General features: G+C 38.4%; 14 protein-coding genes. All 14 read left to right on the top strand.

All coding sequences use genetic code 11. The features are described from left to right. Positions 1-8: 8 nt before the first annotated feature. The 14 genes from IPO83_18140 (at position 9) to IPO83_18075 (ending at position 20,572) form a co-directional block, all read left to right on the top strand. A complete protein-coding gene (locus tag IPO83_18140; GenBank protein ID MBK9733178.1) occupies positions 9-1,853 on the top strand; it encodes a hypothetical protein in 1,845 nt (614 codons plus the stop codon). Beyond that, positions 1,853-4,234 (top strand): T9SS type A sorting domain-containing protein, encoded by a 2,382-nt coding sequence (locus tag IPO83_18135; protein MBK9733177.1) that lies wholly within the window; start codon positions 1,853-1,855, stop codon positions 4,232-4,234. Before IPO83_18140 ends, IPO83_18135 begins: the two co-directional genes overlap by 1 nt. 13 nt (positions 4,235-4,247) lie before the next feature. After that, on the top strand, positions 4,248-5,894 hold the full coding sequence (locus tag IPO83_18130) for a hypothetical protein (protein MBK9733176.1): 1,647 nt from the start codon (positions 4,248-4,250) through the stop codon (positions 5,892-5,894). 11 nt (positions 5,895-5,905) lie between these two features. Then, positions 5,906-6,826, top strand: coding sequence for a PKD domain-containing protein (locus IPO83_18125; GenBank protein ID MBK9733175.1), 921 nt, complete (start codon positions 5,906-5,908; stop codon positions 6,824-6,826). Further along, positions 6,823-7,554 carry a hypothetical protein gene (locus IPO83_18120; GenBank protein ID MBK9733174.1) on the top strand — a complete coding sequence of 244 codons (732 nt, stop codon included), beginning with the start codon at positions 6,823-6,825 and terminating at the stop codon, positions 7,552-7,554. Before IPO83_18125 ends, IPO83_18120 begins: the two co-directional genes overlap by 4 nt. A 121-nt stretch (positions 7,555-7,675) precedes the next feature. Then, positions 7,676-9,796, top strand: a complete 2,121-nt coding sequence (locus IPO83_18115) for a hypothetical protein (GenBank protein ID MBK9733173.1) — start codon at positions 7,676-7,678, stop codon at positions 9,794-9,796. A gap of 221 nt (positions 9,797-10,017) precedes the next feature. Beyond that, a complete protein-coding gene (locus tag IPO83_18110) occupies positions 10,018-12,495 on the top strand; it encodes an ATP-binding cassette domain-containing protein (GenBank protein MBK9733172.1) in 2,478 nt (825 codons plus the stop codon). 75 nt (positions 12,496-12,570) lie between these two features. Continuing rightward, entirely contained in the window at positions 12,571-15,051 is a 2,481-nt protein-coding gene (locus IPO83_18105; protein MBK9733171.1) for an ATP-dependent Clp protease ATP-binding subunit, read from the top strand. Positions 15,052-15,270: 219 nt separating this feature from the next. After that, a complete protein-coding gene (locus tag IPO83_18100; protein MBK9733170.1) occupies positions 15,271-15,717 on the top strand; it encodes a type VI secretion system contractile sheath small subunit in 447 nt (148 codons plus the stop codon). Positions 15,718-15,749: 32 nt separating this feature from the next. Further along, the gene (locus IPO83_18095) at positions 15,750-17,138 is read left to right on the top strand and encodes a DUF5458 family protein (protein ID MBK9733169.1); all 1,389 of its coding nucleotides are present in this window, start codon (positions 15,750-15,752) and stop codon (positions 17,136-17,138) included. A 38-nt stretch (positions 17,139-17,176) separates the two neighbouring features. After that, a complete protein-coding gene (locus IPO83_18090) occupies positions 17,177-17,566 on the top strand; it encodes a phage tail protein (protein MBK9733168.1) in 390 nt (129 codons plus the stop codon). 56 nt (positions 17,567-17,622) lie between these two features. Further along, positions 17,623-18,012 carry a phage tail protein gene (locus tag IPO83_18085; GenBank protein ID MBK9733167.1) on the top strand — a complete coding sequence of 130 codons (390 nt, stop codon included), beginning with the start codon at positions 17,623-17,625 and terminating at the stop codon, positions 18,010-18,012. Positions 18,013-18,319: 307 nt separating this feature from the next. Next, the gene (locus IPO83_18080; protein MBK9733166.1) at positions 18,320-20,116 is read left to right on the top strand and encodes a hypothetical protein; all 1,797 of its coding nucleotides are present in this window, start codon (positions 18,320-18,322) and stop codon (positions 20,114-20,116) included. Positions 20,117-20,128: 12 nt separating this feature from the next. Further along, positions 20,129-20,572, top strand: a complete 444-nt coding sequence (locus tag IPO83_18075) for a GPW/gp25 family protein (protein MBK9733165.1) — start codon at positions 20,129-20,131, stop codon at positions 20,570-20,572. Positions 20,573-20,583: the final 11 nt, after the last annotated feature.

Below are 20,583 nucleotides of genomic sequence, written 5' to 3'. Positions count from 1 at the left end.
TTGAGGATATGAGTACCATCCGTATTTATCTTGAAGTTTTTCCTTTCTATTTATTAGCTAAAATAAAAAAAATAAGCAAAATAAATTCTTACTTTTTTCAAGATTTTAGCCTGATTTTAGTTTTTCTTTCCTTTATTTTTGGTCTAAGTCAACAAACTTTTGGGGGAACAAAAATAGCAACGGCCAATGGTAATTGGGGTAATCCAGACACTTGGAATGGAGATCCGCAACCGACTTCAGAAGACACTGTTATAATTAACAGCGGTATTACAGTTACCATAGCAGCTACTGCGATAAATGATATTAGTAGTTTAATTGTAAATGGATTTCTCTATATGGACAAATCAAGTTCAACCAATCCAACAATTTTGAACGTTTTAGGCGATGTCACAATTAATAGTGGTGGTTTAATTGCAGGGCAGAGCATAAATTCAATAACTAACCTAATCAAAATTAGTGGCGACTTAACCAATCATGGTACGTTTACAACCAAAAGTGGTTCAGATGTAATTGATGTAACTTTTAATGGTATTGCTTTACAAAATATTTTGGGTTCAGAAGAAACGAACTTCAATAATCTCACAATTGACAATTCAGCCGGAGTTATTTTAGTGCAATCAGCAACTGTGAGTGAAACTTTATTTTTGATTAATGGCACACTAAGTATAAATGCAAGCATATTAACTATTCACGGCAGTGCTCCTACTCGCACACTCGGTAAAGTTAATGCGAGTAATTCCTCGGCGACCATAGCTTTTACTAATATAGTTGGAATTACCTTACCTACCGCGCTTTTCACTGGCAGCGTAAATAATTTAACAATGAATTGCTTTGGATCTGCAAGTGTATCACTTCTCGAGAATATTACTATTGTCGGAATTCTCACATTTAGCAATGGAATAATCGCAACAGGTTCTCATTCAATAACAGTGCCTGCCGCTGGTAACATAATACGTACCAGTGGACACGTAAATGGAAATTTGGTAATGGGATTTGATGCGATTCATAATTCCCGAACATTTGTGATTGGAAGTACTTCCGCATCCGTTTACACGCCAGTAACTCTTATTATAAACAACATTACAATAGGAGGAAATATAACTGCTTTTACCATTAATGGTGATCATGATGAGATATTAACCTCGGGAATTAATGAGAACAAAAGTGTAAATCGGTCTTGGACGCTGACCAATAGTGGAATATTTTTCAATACTTATGATGCTACTTTTAATTTTGTTGCAGGTGATAAGGATGGCAGTTCCAATTCAGCAAATTTTGTAATCAGGAAATATGATGGGACGGGTTGGTTAACCACAACTATTGGTATTCAAGGTACAAGTAGCACACAATGCACCGGAAATATTTCCTTCAGTGATTTCCAAATTGGAGAGACTAACCCTATTTCTACCTCTGACCCGCCGTCAACCTTTGTTTGCATTGGTGGCAATGCAAGTTTTACAAGCACATCTAATTCAATACCGGCTCCATTGATTCAATGGCAAGAAAGTAGTGGGGGCCCATTTGAAAACATCAGTGATGGTGGAATTTATTCGGGCACGAAGAACCCTACTCTTACCTTGACAAGTGTTTCAGCAATTATGAATGGCAATAAGTATCATTCAGTGGTTACAAATATTAACGGATCTCAAACTTCGGCAGATGCAATATTGACAGTAACACCAACAGTAGGCATACCTACGCCAATTGTAGTGTCTTTAGGAGTAGAACCGACTTGTCAAGTGACAAATGGAACGACACAAACAACGTATTCGACTACAGCTACTAATAGTACCGGATTTAACTGGTCAATAAATCCAATTACTGCAGGAACGATTGATCCTTTTCAGGAGTAATGACGTGGAATCCAGCATTTGCAGGCTCGGTGAATATACAGGTTACAGCAAATGGCTGCAACGGACCTTCGATACAGACTCTTCGGACTGTAGTAATAACACCAACAGTAGGCATACCTACGCCAATTGTAGTGTCTTTAGGAGTAGAACCGACTTGTCAAGTGACAAATGGAACGACACAAACAACGTATTCGACTACAGCTACTAATAGTACCGGATTTAACTGGTCAATAAATCCAATTACTGCAGGAACGATTGATCCTTTAACAGGAGTAATGACGTGGAATCCAGCATTTGCAGGCTCGGTGAATATACAGGTTACAGCAAATGGCTGCAACGGACCTTCGATACAGACTCTTTGGACTGTAGTAATAACACCAACAGTAGGCATACCTACGCCAATTGTAGTGTCTTTAGGAGTAGAACCGACTTGTCAAGTGACAAATGGAACGACACAAACAACGTATTCGACTACAGCTACTAATAGTACCGGATTTAACTGGTCAATAAATCCAATTACTGCAGGAACGATTGATCCTTTAACAGGAGTAATGACGTGGAATCCAGCATTTGCAGGCTCGGTGAATATACAGGTTACAGCAAATGGCTGCAACGGACCTTCGATACAGACTCTTCGGACTGTAGTAATAACACCAACAGTAGGCATACCTACGCCAATTGTAGTGTCTTTAGGAGTAGAACCGACTTGTCAAGTGACAAATGGAACGACACAAACAACGTATTCGACTACAGCTACTAATAGTACCGGATTTAACTGGTCAATAAATCCAATTACTGCAGGAACGATTGATCCTTTAACAGGAGTAATGACGTGGAATCCAGCATTTGCAGGCTCGGTGAATATACAGGTTACAGCAAATGGCTGCAACGGACCTTCGATACAGACTCTTCGGACTGTAGTAATAACACCAACAGTAGGCATACCTACGCCAATTGTAGTGTCTTTAGGAGTAGAACCGACTTGTCAAGTGACAAATGGAACGACACAAACAACGTATTCGACTACAGCTACTAATAGTACCGGATTTAACTGGTCAATAAATCCAATTACTGCAGGAACGATTGATCCTTTAACAGGAGTAATGACGTGGAATCCAGCATTTGCAGGCTCGGTGAATATACAGGTTACAGCAAATGGCTGCAACGGACCTTCGATACAGACTCTTCGGACTGTAGTAATAACACCAACAGTAGGCATACCTACGCCAATTGTAGTGTCTTTAGGAGTAGAACCGACTTGTCAAGTGACAAATGGAACGACACAAACAACGTATTCGACTACAGCTACTAATAGTACCGGATTTAACTGGTCAATAAATCCAATTACTGCAGGAACGATTGATCCTTTAACAGGAGTAATGACGTGGAATCCAGCATTTGCAGGCTCGGTGAATATACAGGTTACAGCAAATGGCTGCAACGGACCTTCGATACAGACTCTTCGGACTGTTATTATTAACATCCTTCCCTTCCAACCAGAATTTATATCTCCAAATAATTTAAATTCAATTAATGTTTGCTCTGACATATATGGTGTTTATTTTTCAGTCAATCATGACCAAACGGTTAATTACACCTGGTCTTCTAGTACACAAGGTATACCATATTTGCTCGCTTCGGACGTATTGAATTATGGTAATAATTGTGTATTCTTTTTCCATTCAGGACCTTTAAATGCAAATGGCTTGTATGATGTTATAGTAACCGCAACGGACGAGATAACTGGCTGCTCTAATTCAAATATATTCAATGTTCAATTAGACAATGATAATGTGATAGATACAGCTAAAATTCTATTAATCAATCAAGCAGATAAAATCCTTGCAATATTCAACAATGATGTCGACGTAACTGGATTTGATCATCATGCTTACCAATGGGGTTGTTATGATATAATAACTCTTGAACCTATTATATTTGACTCAGATACCGGACATTTTCAAATATTTAAGGCAGGTGAACAGTTTGCTAGTGAAAATAAATATTGGTGGGTAAATGCACGAAAAGGCAATTGTGAGTCAAAATCATTTTATCACTCTAAATATCTCCCATATCACTATACAAAACTTTCTGAAGTTAATTCCGCAACACCTCCTCCCTTAGTTTCGCCAATTGTTTCTTCCATCTATCCTAATCCTAACATCGGTTCATTTACAATCCGTGTAGATGGATTTGAGGAAACCTCTGTAACGCTAACAATTAGAGATGTTTTAGGTAATGAATTGTTTGCCAATGAAGTCGACGGAAATGAATTAATATCTGGGATTTCTATTCAAACTTCACTAGCAAGAGGGGTGTATTTTCTAAGTCTTGATGACAGAAAAGGGAAATTGGTGGCAAATAAATTCATCGTTCAATAAATTCACGGCAACTATGAAACAAATTTTATTATTCTTACTTTTAATTGCCGGCGTAATTCGAATTGGATTCAGTCAGGAACTTACATGGAATGAGCGGCTCAAAGCAATCAATGCGATTGATAGTGTGCTTAGAATTTATGAGGACAATCTTACATTTACAGATGTTGTTTCCGACAGTATTTCGGCAAAAACAATGAAGAAATTTAAAAGCATTTTTACTGAGGAAGCACTCATCTTCGATGACCTCAATCCTGATTTTTTTGACGACCCTCACAATAAAAGCCTTCATTTTAGATCGAAGCCGATTGATGAATTTTTATCTAAAACAAAGGAAGTTTATCCTCGCGGTTTGGTTGAGGCCGTTATTACCAATATGGCTATCAGCTATGATGATTTATCACAGCAAAGTGCTTTAGTTTCAGTTGAAAAAAGAGTTACTGGATATACCTTTAACGGATGGCAGGTATTAACCATTGACACGGTGTTGCTTACCATGAAACTTTCCTCTGATTTTAAAGGTGTTCAAATTGAAAGGATTTCTGAGGATGGAGAAGTTGACGGAAAAGCTAATTTCCAAATCATCAATGATTCGGACGGCGATTTGGTCATTGATGAAGAAGATAATTGTAAGGATGTTCCGGGTTATATTATCTACAAGGGATGTGAGCCTCCTAAAGGACCCAGTCAAACACTTCTTATCAGCGGAGGTCCGGGTTACTCATTTGACTCATTTGCACCAAATGCAGAGAATATGAATACGAGTTTATTCGATAATTATAGTATTGGTGAATATGGCCAGAGTTACAGATTATTACCTGACTTTAATCTTTCAGTTGAGTGGGAATATTTTTTGGGACTTAAAAGACATATTGGACTAGGTATTGGTTTAATGTACACAAGGATCACTTCAAATTTAAAGGTGGATCATTACAACATTAGTTTTGAGGACATTGAAAACGTAGATGGTATTGGCGTTTCGAATTCGTATAAGCGAATAATTTCCAGTACAGACTCCATTTCTGAAAACATCACTTTTAATTACTTCGCATTGCCAATTGTAAGTTTCATATATAAAACCCCTATTAGCTCTAAATTAGGATTAAAAATAAATATTGGAATCGGATTGTCACTGCCAACTAAACCAGGTGTTACTTTGGATGATAATTCTGATTTCTCGAATTCATTTAATTATGAAGCTTCTTATGATACTGTAAGCAATAGTTTTGGTTATGTCTCAACAGCTAGTCATCCTGGCACAGCGGCTTTATTTACTGAAGCATTTATTGAATCAATTGGAGGAGATAAAACTGCTTTTTTTCAATTACTGCAAGATGCTGGGTACGATCTTGCTTTGCACAAAAAAATAGAAAAGCCTACGACGAACGATAATAAATTTGGGATTGGTTATGCTGTAAATATTAGGTTGACTTTTCCTTACTTGCTGGCTTCAGGAGCTCATTTCAATATTGGACCTCAGATAATAATTGAACATCATGAGAACAAGGGATTTAATGCAGATGATTACAAGCTGACAAATACAGTGGGTGAATACAATACCCTTTTAGCTGGATCACCAAGAGTAAATCATATTTACCTTGGGTTAACAGTTGGTATTTCAATTAGTCTAAGCAACAAGTACATTGATCAGCAAGCTTACTAAAACATATTTGAATGGACAAACGGGTTTTCATGCTTCTCGGTGCAATAATTTTAATTGGAGGAGCTATTTATTTTATCCAAAGAATGCTACAGCAGAAGCCGGCCTGTGATGGCGCAGATATTGAACTGCTCTCAAAAGATTTAATGGTTGGTGACTCTTTAAAGTTCAGTGACATTTCCCCCAATGCAACAAAGTGGTATTGGGATTTTGGCGACGGTCTTGGCACCTCTGAATCACGAAGTGGGAGTTACCTATATCAATCGAAAGGAAAATACCTCATTAGATTAACAGTCAATGAAACTTGTGTGGACTCAATCATAGTGGAAGTAAGTAATGGAGGAATGGATACTGTTACGGGTACTAGGATAACTATTACGGCGAGTAGATCAGTAGTACACGTTGGCGAACCGGTTAATTTTAAAGGAACTGCTGAAGGTGCAAAAAGTTGGAAATGGTATTTTGGTGAGAATGGGGTTACTATTGATGATAAGACACAGAATCCAACGTACACATACAAGACACAAGGTGATTATGTTGTTACTTTAAAGACTGATGCGTCACTTAAAGTTAATGGAACCTACAATATTAAGGTACTGCCAAAACTATTGCCAACTGTTTCTTCTTCAAAAGTAGCAGGGCCTGCTAAACCAAAACTGCCTCCTAAAGCAGAGATTATTAACCGCCTCCAGAATCTGGCAGATAGAGGGGGATACAAAACACAGGTGGAAAAAGATTGGTTTAATAACTATTTCATTAGTGGGCAAACAACGCCAGTATCGTGGAATATTCCGGATGCAAATGTGCCTACACTAGATGCATTAGTTAAGGAGTTTTCATTCAACCATCCTGCATATACTATTCTGGATGTTAGTTTTTCTACCGATAACTCAGGGTACATTTCCTCTTTGGAAATAAAAGCACAAAAAAAATGAAACCATTCTATACTAAATATTTTAGGCTATTCCATAATAGAATGATGTTGTTGAGCAGTTCTTTCTTTTTACTTTGTTTCATTCTGATTAGCTATAATTCTTTGGCTCAAACAGATTCTACCGATGATGATTTGAGAATATATAATTCGGCCGATTTGTTTTTTGTTGCTAATTCAAAAGCGAATGGCACACCCGGTCTGCTTGATCCGCAGATTCAAGTTCTTGATTCAATATTAGCTGCATTCTCATTAAATTATAGGGCTGGTGAAAGAAACGTAATGCTGCTTGTGTGCAACGGTCTCTCCAATTCTCCTCCTATATTAACGAATTATAAAGCCCATGATTCCTGGATTCGCTCGATAAGAGAAGATAATTCATATCTAACTCCTCAATTTCAATTTGACAAAAAGAAACTTCAAAAGTTTCTAAGCAGTGAAAAGTATCTTGCAAGGTCAATAAATGTATATTACTTTTTTTCTGTTGATTACCTGATAGCTCAATATCAGCAAAATAATTCTGAACTTTCAAGGTATATTAATGTGTTACCGCGCCAACTTGCGACATTATTATCAGCAAATGATGCTGAGATAAATATTCATATCTATATTCCGTCAACAACCGGTCAGGTTGAAAGAATGGACGTAGATAGAAAGATAAATTCAATAGCAGGTTTTAAATCCAATGATCCTAATATTATACGAACAAATGTTTTTACTCATGTCAACTAACTACAAGCAGCATTCTTATCTTTTCTTGTTTGCGATTCTTTTGATTTCAGAAGTTTGTTTGAGCCAGGTGCAACCCAAGACTTCAGCATATACCTCTCCGCCCGAGTATAAATATCCGAGGATGGATCTTGCAAATGTGATTATGAATAAGGATGTTAGTAAATCTATATGGTGCGTTTATTCAGATCGTGACTACAATACAACATTTGAAAGCCCGACCGGAGGCAAAAAGAAGTTGGAAGCAAATTTTATGGATGCGTTTTTTGTAATTGATGTTCAGGATAATTACTGTCATATTGTAAAATGTGATGAGGGTGTAAGGGACTATGTTAGAAGTGACCCAAAGAGATATGTGCCGGTAAGTACAGTGGATTATGGCTGGATTGAAAAGTCTAAGTTATTGATGTGGCAAAGCTGCCTCTTCACTGATCCTCAAAAAATTGCTATTAAGGCTCTGGCAGTGATAAACGATCCAAATGTAATCTTGAATATTCAAAACTATGTCGGCGATGATAATTCAATAAGGATGTTTAACGGCCCGGACCTTGCCTATAAAAATGATAATGTAGTTCGGCTAGCTCAATTCATGTTTATTTATAAAGAAACCGCAAACAGTTATCTGGTGGGTAAGGATATGTCTTTTGAATATGCTAGCCGCGGGGCGTCAATTTTGGGATGGGTTTCCAAAGGAATTGTTCGAAAATGGTCGGATCGAATCTGTTATGAACCAAATTGGGATATAACTTCTGCCGAAGAAAGAAGAATTATGGCTTATAAAGTTTCATTATTTGAATCGGCAGAAGAAGCAAAGTCTTTTTACGCAGAAGGAATAAAAACAACTAAAGCAGAATGGAATGATGATAATTATGAGATAAGAATGATGCCTTCCGTTAAGAGATTTCCGGTATTGGAAGAAAAAGATGGAGTGCTTAAAACGGGTTTTGTGACGGATGTATATGATAGCAGTGGTAAAAAATTACTTGAGAATGCAGAATATGGACAGGTTGAAAAGGAAGGATATGAAAAAATAAGAAATCAAATAAAAAATGTAAATATTGTATTTGTTGTAGATGGAGATCCATCATTAAATGATTATAATCAGAAAGTAGTTGATGCCATAAGGACGAGTACAAATATGATTGAAGAAATAAAAAGCCAAAGTCAAAATCCGGTAACATTTGGATATGGTGCTGTAGTTTACTATCCGAATTGTGCTGGAGGTGAGGCGAATGTAATCAGTAATCCGATAGTTACTGATCCTGAGAGAATAATCGTTTACCTCGATGGAAAACTCAGACTTGGTGAATCGTGCGTTGGTACAGTGGAAAAACCTCTTTATTTAGGATTGGAAAAGGGATTATCTCTTTTTGCAGGAGACAAAAAGAATGAATCTAATTTTTTAGTGGTGATAGGAAGTGCAGGTGATAAGGATAATACAGAGAAAGTTACCAGACTGGTTAGTATTATGTCACAAACATTACAGGGATTGATTGCGTTTCAGGTGACCAACGGAAATGATATAGCTTATGATGCATTTGTATCACAGTTGAGTGAACTGATCGGCAAAACAGCAATAAAAATTGGCAATGATTTACGATCTAATAAAGAAATACAAGCAAGTATTAAATCAGGTGGTGTTAAAATAACTAAACCATCTTGGATACAAGATAATAAAGCAATTTCAAGATATTATCTCGAGGCAGGTGGAACAGGGAGCGCAATAAGTGGAACGATAGTTTATTCACCGGCAAAGCGCCCTATGAATATTGAATTATTCAGTAGCTCATTTGACACTGTAATTGCTCATGTGTATAATGAAACAGAAAAGGGTATAGAAGATTATGACGCGAACGCATTGGGTTTTAGTGAACGCGGTAGTGAAATTTCGCAAAGATTTCTAAGATGGTGGCAGAGAGTAGGAGGAACAGACGAACAATTAAAAAAGTTAAGTTCTCAAATGTTGACAGCAAACTATCAGATATTTGATGAGGCATATTTCATGAAGAATATGGCGGGAGCTGATGAACCTGCGTTTAAACCTGTTTTATTGGTTTCGCTTCAAGAGCTTGGAAATATTGTTTCACTGATGGAGAACTTCAGAGCGGATGGTAACATGACGGAGCAGCGAGAAAATTGTTATAATGCTTTTATTAAACTTCTTCAGTTTTTTTACGGCACAGAATTGTCTGAAGATGACCTTTCCCAAAAAGACTGGAGATCAGGCTTTACAGTTAATAAATGATGTAAAACGTAAAACGGAGTTACAGGGGATACTAACTAAGTATAGAATTGATCAGTTGAATGATGAAAAAAAAGTGAGTAATGAACAAATACAGTTGTTAATAACCGAAATAAAAAAGAAAACAGCTGGATTAAAAAAATATTACAATGATCAGACTGCAATGTTTACCCTAATAGACTACACTTACTTCTGGTTACCTCAAGAATATTTACCATAGCTACATGCACGGCATTTTTCGAATATCAAAAGTGAGATGTGCTTATGGTTCCAAATCGCCAATTGTTTTAAGTATTGAGGAACTGGAAATAGAACAGGGCAAATTAATATTTCTACTTGGAGCGTCCGGAAGTGGCAAAAGCACTTTATTGGAAACGCTTGGTTTGATGAATAATACGATTCAAAGCGGTGAGTTGAACTTTATCCCGGAGGATGGAAAAATTTATGAATATTCCACTCTCTGGAGGAATAAGGATAATATTCAGATATCCACGCTACGTAAAAGTTATTTCAATTTTATTTTTCAGAATACGAATCTGATGGAAAATTTCACGGCGTATGAAAACGTATGTGTCGCTGAAATGATTAAAAAATCAAAATATCAGCATGAAGTAGTTGATGGTGTTACAGTACTATTGAATCGTGTTGGTTTGTCGGAAGCAGAAGTTGGTTCGGATACATTAGCTGTGAACTTGTCGGGTGGGCAACGTCAACGGCTTGCATTTGTGAGGGCTTTGAATTCAAGTTCCAGGGTACTATTGTGCGACGAACCGACCGGGAATCTTGACGAAACCAATGCCAATGAACTTTTCGAAGTGATTAGGGAGCATCTTAAAACTGATCTTACCGCAATAATAGTTTCTCATGATATTGACCTTGCGATTAAGCATGCAGATCAAATCATTTTATTAACAAAAAATGAAAATCATACATTCGGTGAAATATTAGCAAGTAATATATTTAACAGGAGTGTGTGGGATCCGTTTTCGGAATCGGAGACCCATAATTTTAAAAATAGAATTAGGAATACATTTACTGCAAGTGCTGAGCAGCTTGTTCATATTACCACTGTGAATAGCAAGCCGAAACTGAGCACGAGTGGAAATTTTCGAAGACTTTTTTTTGTTAGGGAGTCTGATGCCCTCTCAGGGAAGCATAAAGTCAATTTCTTTCTACTGTGTTCTATTTTTCTATTTAGTTTTATAGCTATTGGCTTTGGGAATGGCAGTTTGCGCTATCTTGATTCTGTGTTAAATAGCGCATTCGTTAACTGGCTTACAATTTCCATCCCATATCAGAGGGCCAATTATGAGGGTTCGCTAAAAGATATTACTGCGGAGATGAATGATCCGTTCAATAGAGCCAATTTTGACTATGATTCTGTCACTGCTTATTCTTTATCAAGCATTTATTTAATGGGAAAGGATGAAGTTGATTCATCATTTGTGAAAGGGAGAACTTTTGATGTTGTAAGGGACAGAAAATTTATTGAGCAGGAATTGCTGTCAGGCAAGAACTTGATAGAGGGGTCGAATTTCAGAGGTAAGCAAGATCTGGCAATAATTGTTACTCCAAAGCTTTTGGAACGATTCGGATATGAACCATTGTCAGACCATGTATTGATTACTTTTCCAATTTCTGATAGGGACTCAAGCGAAAATGGCAATAAGCACATGCCGATACCAATACGAGCTATTGTAAAGGAACTTCCGGGCAAGAGTTCATTCGCCTGCACAGAGTATTTTTATAAAGCATATTTAATGGGTCCAGAAAGTCCTTTTAATCCTGCAAACCAAACCGATGGTTTGGATTATTTTGTAGAGTCAAGAGACTCGGTTGTGGCATTCAAAATTCATGAGGTGATAATGAATATGCTAAAGGAAAATGAGACTTTGAATGCTTATTCACCAATACAACCCGAACTTCCTGAGAAAAATATTGAATCTCTAGCGAAAGGGTACAATTTACACATAGGATTTTGGTCTGATGTTTCCTCTTATAAGATGTTTGATACGATAAATAATTTGATTTTGGAAACCGAGGAAATGTTACCTTATAGGGATATAATCAGAAGGACCTACTTCTTTGGATATGTGAAGGATGTTTCAAAAAATGCCCAATATGCAGATATGTTATCAGTTTATTTTAAGTCCTTAGATAGCGTTAAGACCTTTGCAGATTATGTGGTGAAAACATATAATACTCCTGTTCAAATTGAAAATGGCAATTCTATAGAGGTAGATATGTCACGCGTGAAAGACAAAGAGAATTTTAATTTCCTTAGTAATACGGTTCTCATCTTAAGTTACTTGATTATTATGTTTGGAAGCGTCGCAGTTTCACTTTTTATATTCAACCTTCTAAAAATGCATCTAAACAAAGTTAAAATGAATATAGGAACATTCATGGCGATTGGGCTTGGAAATAAAGAGTCAAGGAATATCTATTTTTCAATTATTTCTTTGTTTATAGTTGCAGGAATTATTGTAGCATTTTTTCTTGCATGGGGCTTAGGCTATATAATTGATTATTTTCTCAAACAAAATATTGCATTGGAGGAGGGTGTAAGTTATTTTAATATGTTTAGTTTGAATACAATTTTCGCGATTGCCATTTTCTTGCTTTCCTCTATGCTCGTCTCCTGGTTCACCATCAACCGCATACTCTCTAAATCTCCCGGCGATCTAATCTATAACCGATAATTAATAACCTATTTGCATTGATTAAATGAAACTCAAAACCGACATTCATATTCTGCAAAACTAAACTGATTCAACATGTCAGAAGATTTCCCTCTTTCCGATTCCTCTAAAACGGCCATTCAGATTGCACAAGCAATAGCAAAGGAATATTTTAATGAGAATTTTTCTCCGGCGCATTTGCTGAAGGCACTGCTTCACAAAGATGTGGGACTGAATGGATTCCTGGATGCCAATGGAAAGGATGTGAACTATTTAGCAGATTGGGCTGAAGTGCGGATCGAGTCATATCCGAAAGCTGTTAAGCTGCCGGAAGCACCGTCGGGGGATATAAAGATCGAAAGTGTCTTTCGTGAAGCGGATAGCGCAAGGATTAAGTTGGGGTTGCTGGAAATAAATCCGATCTGTATCCTTGCGGCATTATGTAAGCCGGGAGTAGGATTTACTGTTGATCAGCTTAAGACATTTCCAATTCTTGAAAAGGAAATTTACGATCTCTATATTAATGAAGCCTCAGTTCAGAATGCAATCTCACCTTCGGGTTCGAGTGCACAAGGTGGGGATTCATCTAAGCCAACGAATGCGCTGTATAAATTTTGTATAGATAAGACAGCGTTGGCTAAAGATGGTAAACTCGATCCTGTAATCGGTCGCGACCGTGAGATTAGGATGATGGCAGAAATACTTGGCCGCCGTTCAAAGCCCAATGTGATTCTGACCGGTGAATCCGGTGTCGGTAAAACGGCGTGTGTTAATGGATTCGTGATGAATATTATCGACGACAAAGTGCCGGATAATTTAAAGAATGCGGTGGTATTTGAACTGGACTTAGGAGCACTTATTGCCGGCGCATCATACAAAGGTGAAATTGAAGATCGCCTCAAAAATATTATTAAGGAGATCAAACAATTTGACAAATCCATTCTATTCATTGATAATCTCAGCATGCTGCTTGATAGAAATGGAGGTGCCGCTGGCGCAGCTAATATTCTTAAGCCGGAATTAGCAAAGGGTGAGCTAACTGTAATCGGCACTTCCAGCAATGAAGACTACCGGAAGCATATTGAGTCCGATGCAACATTCAACCGCTTGTTTGAATTGGTGAAAATTGAAGAACCTGATGAGAATACGGCTGTCAGAATGTTACAGGTTATTATTCCGCAATTTGAAATGCACCACAAAATCAAGCTGGCTGATGATGTAATCCTTGATTCTATACGCTTGGCTAAACGATATGTGAAAGAAAGAAGATTACCAGATGCAGCGATTGATCTGATTGATCGGACGATGGCAGTGGTAAAGATGATGCAGGAAACATCAGGAACTGACCTAGAGATGATGCAGACAAAGTTTAATGAAGTAAACGGTAACCAGACCGATAAGAGCGCTGAAGAACAAATACAAGAATTGAAATGGTTTTACATGGAGCTAAAGAACAAGATAAGTTCTATCCTGTTCAGCCAGGTTCAGGATGAATCAGGTGTTGAAAAGTTAGAATCCGCTGAATTGATCAAGGAATATCTTGAAAATCTTCTTTCTAAATTGAAACAGGCCACTGAACAGAAAAAGGAGAAAGTGGAGAAAATGGATGTGGCCACAGTCGTGGCCCATCGCACCGGAATTCCGCTGGGTAAATTGCAATCGCAGGAGCGCGAGAAACTGTTGAACATGGAAGGGATTCTTAAAAAAAGAGTGGTAGGTCAGGATCATGCGGTGAAAGCTGTGGCGGAAGCTATTTTGGAATCAAGATCAGGATTAAGTAAACCCGGCCAACCCATAGGTTCCTTTTTCTTTTTAGGCCCTACAGGAACAGGAAAAACGGAGCTTGCAAAAACACTGGCTGAGTTTCTTTTCAATGATGAAAGCGCTTTGATCCGGTTTGATATGTCGGAGTTCAAGGAGGAGCATTCTGCTGCGTTGTTATATGGTGCACCTCCGGGATATGTGGGATATGAAGAAGGAGGTATGCTGGTTAATAAAATCCGTCAGCAACCTTATTCGGTAGTATTATTCGATGAAATTGAAAAAGCGCATGCTTCTGTCTTTGATTTGTTTCTGCAGATATTGGATGAAGGAAAACTTCATGACAGGCTTGGGAAGGAAGGAGACTTTTCGAATGCTGTGATTCTTTTCACCTCGAACATCGGCAGCGATTTTATAGTGGAGAGTTTCAATAAGGAAAAAATCCCTGCTTCCGGTGAATTAATGGACATCATGAGTCGCTATTTTCGGCCGGAGTTTTTGGGAAGATTAACGGAGATTGTTCCGTTCTCTCCGATTACTGAAAAAATTGTTGAGAATATTTTTGAGATACATCTGAAGGGTTTGCTAAAAACATTGGAGCGGCAGGGAATAAAACTTGATGTAACTCCGGAAGCAAAAAAGCATCTTGCTCTCAGTGGATTCACGCCTAAATATGGAGCAAGGCCGCTACAGGGAGTTATCAGGATGCAATTACGGAGACCTATTTCGAAAATGATTGTTTCGGGAGAAGTTGGGAAAGGGAATTCACTCAAGGTTGACCTTGGGGAGAATAATGAGGTTGTATGGAAAAAATAATTTATTGCATCCGGTTGCAAAGTCAGTGATGATTGTTAGATTTGTTGGACGCACTGTAGAAAAAATGGAATAAGCGAGAAGTCGCCAAGACGCCAAAAAAAGGAGCACCTGTCTGGCGACTGCGCCGAAAAAACCAGGACTTTGAGGTCACTTTCTGGAGTACAACATAAAATTTGTAGTAAAGCACATTTCAATATTTAGCAGTTAAAACCTTAAACTATGTTCGACTATGGACTCGGAGGACAGGAAGTCCCCAAAGATGCTAGTGAAGCAATTAGCGACATCCCCATGAACAGGACGCTGATGATTGAAAAACTCACAGCAGATTCAACTGGAAAACCTGAAGTTGTACAGGGATTAAAAACTATTGAAGAAGTGTTTCAACATTTTAAGCCTCATGTGGGGCTTGAATTTCAAAAGGAAGATGGCACTTTTTTAAATGAAGAATTGCGTTTTGGCAATCTGGGGGATTTTGGCACTAATGGCATTACGAATCAAAGCACATTTCTTCAGGACTTACTGCAGCAAAAGGAAGATTACGCGAAGCTTATTAAGCAATTAAAATCTAATAAAAATTTGAATAAGGCAATAGAAACTCCTGAGTATAAACAGGCGTTCATTGTTGCCTTGCAGTCAATGTTGCAGGAAATTGAAGACGTAAAATAATTAACGCCCTACTCCAAATAAATATTATCCCTATGGCAGAAAATGAATCAGTAAATCCTCAATCATCACAACCTGCTTTTAGACAGGCTGAAAGGGCAAGAGCAGAAGATCCGGTGCAGCAACTGGAGGAGAGTATCCATAAGCTTGAAATCCTTGGAGGGTTTGATTTGCTTGAAAGTGCAATTGATGGGGTACAGAATCTCAATCCTGCAAAAAAGGCTCGCAGGAAGATATTTCTGTCAGATGAAAAGAAAGCGGAAAGGCAGATCTTAAAGAAAACCCTGGATTTATGGTTGGCAATGCTTTCAGATTCATCTTCACTTTCTGAGATGATTGATAAAGCTGATCAGAAAACGGGTGCTGCTGATAAATTGCTAAAAATTAATTTGAAGAAAGCAGTTGATGCTACGCACAATCTTGAAAGATCGTATAGATCTGTCGCTTTATTTTATAAGAATACTGAATCGGATAAAATTAAGAATGCGTCTTTCATGAACGCAGATCTGGGTCAGCTAAAAGATCTTGATAACCCAAGATTCATAGATGCTGTTGCGAATGAATTAAAGCAAAATTATGACCGACTTGATCTTCGTAATAATTATTCTCTACTTGTGTTACCGGGATACCTTGGCTCCAACAAAGTAGTAGAGAAATGGGCAAAGATTGCTTATCAGAATAAAGTGATGTTGGTAACAGACTTTCGACATCTTGATACTCCGGATGATGTGTTGGAAGAGTTCGAATCAGCCAATCTTACAGGCGGGGATAACTTTCTTTCCAATGTATTGATGACCTGCAACTGGCTGGTAGGAAGGGCTAAGTATGCTGAAGTGGGAGAAGAGGATGATTTATATGTGCCTCCTGCAGGCGCATTAGCAGGTAAAATGTACCGTACATTGATGTCGCAGGTAACGGCAGGAAAAAAGCATGGCGCGATGAATGAGGTGGACGGAGTGGCTTTTGATCTAAAGAAAAGTGAAATCGCCAACTTGGAGAAGTTGGGTTTGGTGCCTATGGTAAATGAATATGGAAAAGTGATGGCTTTTTCCGCCAAGACACTTTTCAATGGTGATAACCTCGGTTTGCAGACCTATTCAGTTGTAAGGGTTTTTGATTACATCACCAAAGTATTGGTAGATTTCCTTAACAGAAGGGCTTTTGAAAACTGGAATTCAACCCTTGAAAAAGATTTGCGTTCACAGATCACTAAGTTTTTAGATGGTATTACCGGCCCGGGAAAACTTATCGAAAGTTTCAAGATTCAACGGTTCCAAAAGGACCCGAACCAAAAGGACAGGATATTTCTCGACATTCACATGACACCTTATTTCCCTGCAAAGAGTTTCATGATTAAGTTAGATGGGCAAAAAGGTGATGATGCAAATTCCGCGGAATGGGCTGCTGAATACGCGAAAGGATAAAGAGATTTCCGAAAGGGTAGCAAATCAGCAATCATATTATGTCCTTTAAAGCGGATTTTTCAGTTGGCGGCAAAACGTATCGGGTACTTAAGTGTAACTATTCTGCACATCAGGATACTGATGCTACGGGAAGACCTTCTTCGGAAGTGCGGGCAGGTCAAATAGAATTGGAAGTGGAGGCAACATCGGACACCTCTCTGGCAAGTTGGGCAATTGCAATGTATAAAGTAGAAGATGGGAAAGTCACTTTCTACAGAAGGGATAATGAACAGAAGATGTTGGAAGTTTCATTTAAACAGGGGTATTGCGTGGATTATCATGCGCAGTTTGATTTCATCGGGGAAATACCCATGATTGAGAAAATAAAGATCTCCGCACAGGAAATCACTATTGGTTCTGTGGAGTTCTCCAATGAGTGGCCTGAATAAACAATTAATTTTCTTTTTCTTACTTCATTATTTATTTAACCCAAAACTCAAGTTCTATGTCATTTAAAGCCGTTTTCGAAGTTGGCGGAAAAAAACACCGCGTTCTTCACTGTAGTTATTCTATGCAACAAGATGTTGATGCAACAGGCCGCCCTTCCTCAGGTGTTCGTGCCGGCACTATTCAGTTAGAGGTAGAGTCAACATCCGATTCCTCACTTGCCGAATGGATGGCAGATCCGTATAAACACCAAGATGGCACCATCACTTTCTTTAAGCGGGACAGCGAGCAAAAAATGAAGGAAGTTACGTTTAAGGAGGGCTACATTGTCTCTTACACCGAGGCATTCACCAACGTAGGAGATAGTCCAATGACAGAACATTTTGTGATTTCCTGCAAGGACCTTAAAGTTGGAAATGCAGAGCACAAGAATGAGTGGCCTGAATAAGCAGCATTCCCAAAGTATTTTGTTTATCCTGAACTGAAACTTATTCAGATAAGGATTATTCCGGCAAACGGTTCCATTAATGTAATTAGACTGTGCAATTTTTTTTTACAGCACAGAAGGCTTGCTTGCTTTTAGCCAGGAGTAATCTTTATTGGTAGTTCTGGTATTTTCAAACCGGCTCTATTCAATGGATTAATAAGAAATTGCGGGAACATTTTCTTTTTTTTACCTACTGAGAAGCATTTATTCCGGAGTTTTTCCTTCGTTAAAAAGAGGATAGCATTCAAGTTACCTAACAGTACAATTCGTGGAACAGAATTTAGCTATTAAAATCGAATTTGAAAGTGGAGATCCGGTAAAGATCGTTTCACAGTTGGTGATCAATCAGGGTATTGATCAGCACCACTCATTCGAGATACGTGTTCCGGCAGAAGCACTTGAGGGAAAAGATGAACCGATGTTTGAGAAGACCAAGGATAACATCGGAAAAATCATCAAGATACAGGTTGGAGATACCTATTTTAAGGGAATTGTTTCGCAGGTAAGCATCTCAAAGTACAGCAATGCACAAGGTGACATTGTGATCAGGGGATATAGTCCATCTTATGTATTGGATGATCAGCCGAACTGCGTTTCTTTTGAAAATAAGAGTCTTCAACAGATCGTGAACCAGGTAGCTGCCAACTATCCCAAGAATTTTGTGGAGATACAATGCAATCCTAAAAACAAAACCTCTATTCCTTACTTAGTTCAATATAAGGAAAACAGTTTTCAATTCTTTCGCCGTCTTGCTGCTACCTACGGGGAATGGTTTTATTATGATGGTAACAAATTATATTTCGGAAAGCCGACAGCAGAGAAAGAGATAGCGCTTTATTTTGGAAAGGACCTCTTTAACTTCGATGTCTCCATGCGAATAATGAATCCCAACTTCAGCATGAAGTCGTATGACTATGAAAAGAATGAGGTAATAGAAAGTTCTTCTTCCGATGCTGCTGTAAGCAATTTAGATAAGTTTGGAGACCTTGCTCTTAAAGCTTCTGAGAACCTATCGAGTTTCAAACCTGCAGTTGTAACACATCAGGGATTGCTGGATAAAAGCAAACTTGATGGAATGGTGAAGGTTACGAAAGGAATGATTGCCAGCCAGTATGTGGTATTAAACGGCGTAAGCAACTGCTCTTCCATAAAAATTGGAAGCGTGATTGATGTGACCGGAAAAATGGGATCAAAGAACACCAACGTCGATAACTTTGGTAAATACCTCGTGATTGCGGTAACGCATACTGCCGGAGGCGTTGGGAACTATCAGAATCATTTCAGAGCCATTCCTCACACGCTTGAGTTTCCTCCTCAGTCAATCCCTGTGCAGCGGCCGCAGTGTGAAACGCAAACGGCAGTTGTTAAGGAAAACAATGACACTAAAGGGCTTGGCAGAGTGCGTGTTCAGTTTGTATGGCAGAAACCGCCCGCAATGTCACCGTGGATAAGGGCAGCTACACCTCACGGCGGTAAGGAACGTGGAATCTATTTCGTACCCGAAAAAGGAGATGAAGTATTGGTCAGTTTTGAAAATGGTGATCCTGATTTTCCATACATCTCCGGAAGCACTTTTCATGGCAAGGCGAAGTCTGACGGCATGGAGCATGCGAATAATTACTTCAAAGCCATCAGAACTACAAGTGGTAATTCCATTGTGTTCAATGATGAATCAGGTAAGGAAGAGATAAGGATATTTAACAAGGACGAGAAGAATATTCTTTCACTGACCTGTGAAGGAGATGGAAAGGTTACTATTAAAACGAAAGGAGATATTGAATTCAAGGCAGAAAAGTCAATCACGATAGAGGCAAAGGAAAAGATCATTTTAAAGTCGGGAAAGGAAACAGAAATGACTGCGCAGGAAATGAAAATTGATGCCGGACCAAAATATGATCTCAAAGCTCAGGAGATAAAAAGCAAATCAACCAAGCATAGTGTTCAGGCAGATGCAAGCGTGAGCATTAAATCTTCTGCTACTATTGAAATCAAATCTTCAGCTACGATGGATCTGGATGGGGGTGGAATTGCTTCGCTAAAGGGTGGGTTGGTGAAAATAAATTAATATCCGGTCATTATGGTTGAAGAGTACTTTCCAATGCCTGTTCCATTTGAAGCCATTCTTGACAGAAGGGACTTTTATAAAACTGATTTACGCAACTCTCTTTTTCAACGCATACATTTAGTGCTGGTAACCTTCTTAGGTGAAAGCCGTTACGATCCCGATTTTGGATGCAGCATTTGGGATTACGATTTTGAAAATATCTCGAATGTAAATGCATGGAAGGACCAGGTTACCAAGTCTATTCAGGAGTCGTTGTCCGCCAATGAAAAAAGAATCGATAAAATAAAAGTTACTGTTGATATTAATCCCGAAGAATTTTTTGACAGCCGGCTTGGAAAGGCGGCGAGAATCAGAAAACGCTTGGATGTGAAAGTTGAAGGCAGAATAATAAAAACAAATGAGCAGATGAGGCCTTTTTTAGAACCTGTTTATTTAAGCCCTATTTCATTGGATTAAATACTTAAAAA

It is taken from the genome of Chitinophagaceae bacterium (assembly GCA_016717285.1).
In the GTDB taxonomy this organism is placed as follows: domain Bacteria; phylum Bacteroidota; class Bacteroidia; order Chitinophagales; family UBA10324; genus JACCZZ01.
The sequence above is the reverse complement of the archived record's forward strand: the minus strand, read 5'-3'. Positions and strand labels throughout refer to the sequence as shown.

Coding starts and splice junctions, on each gene's coding strand:
- IPO83_18140 (MBK9733178.1), top strand. CDS start 9: ATGAGTACCATCCGTATTTATCTTGAAGTTTTTCCTTTCTATTTATTA.
- IPO83_18135 (MBK9733177.1), top strand. CDS start 1,853: ATGACGTGGAATCCAGCATTTGCAGGCTCGGTGAATATACAGGTTACA.
- IPO83_18130 (MBK9733176.1), top strand. CDS start 4,248: ATGAAACAAATTTTATTATTCTTACTTTTAATTGCCGGCGTAATTCGA.
- IPO83_18125 (MBK9733175.1), top strand. CDS start 5,906: ATGGACAAACGGGTTTTCATGCTTCTCGGTGCAATAATTTTAATTGGA.
- IPO83_18120 (MBK9733174.1), top strand. CDS start 6,823: ATGAAACCATTCTATACTAAATATTTTAGGCTATTCCATAATAGAATG.
- IPO83_18115 (MBK9733173.1), top strand. CDS start 7,676: ATGGATCTTGCAAATGTGATTATGAATAAGGATGTTAGTAAATCTATA.
- IPO83_18110 (MBK9733172.1), top strand. CDS start 10,018: ATGCACGGCATTTTTCGAATATCAAAAGTGAGATGTGCTTATGGTTCC.
- IPO83_18105 (MBK9733171.1), top strand. CDS start 12,571: ATGTCAGAAGATTTCCCTCTTTCCGATTCCTCTAAAACGGCCATTCAG.
- IPO83_18100 (MBK9733170.1), top strand. CDS start 15,271: ATGTTCGACTATGGACTCGGAGGACAGGAAGTCCCCAAAGATGCTAGT.
- IPO83_18095 (MBK9733169.1), top strand. CDS start 15,750: ATGGCAGAAAATGAATCAGTAAATCCTCAATCATCACAACCTGCTTTT.
- IPO83_18090 (MBK9733168.1), top strand. CDS start 17,177: ATGTCCTTTAAAGCGGATTTTTCAGTTGGCGGCAAAACGTATCGGGTA.
- IPO83_18085 (MBK9733167.1), top strand. CDS start 17,623: ATGTCATTTAAAGCCGTTTTCGAAGTTGGCGGAAAAAAACACCGCGTT.
- IPO83_18075 (MBK9733165.1), top strand. CDS start 20,129: ATGGTTGAAGAGTACTTTCCAATGCCTGTTCCATTTGAAGCCATTCTT.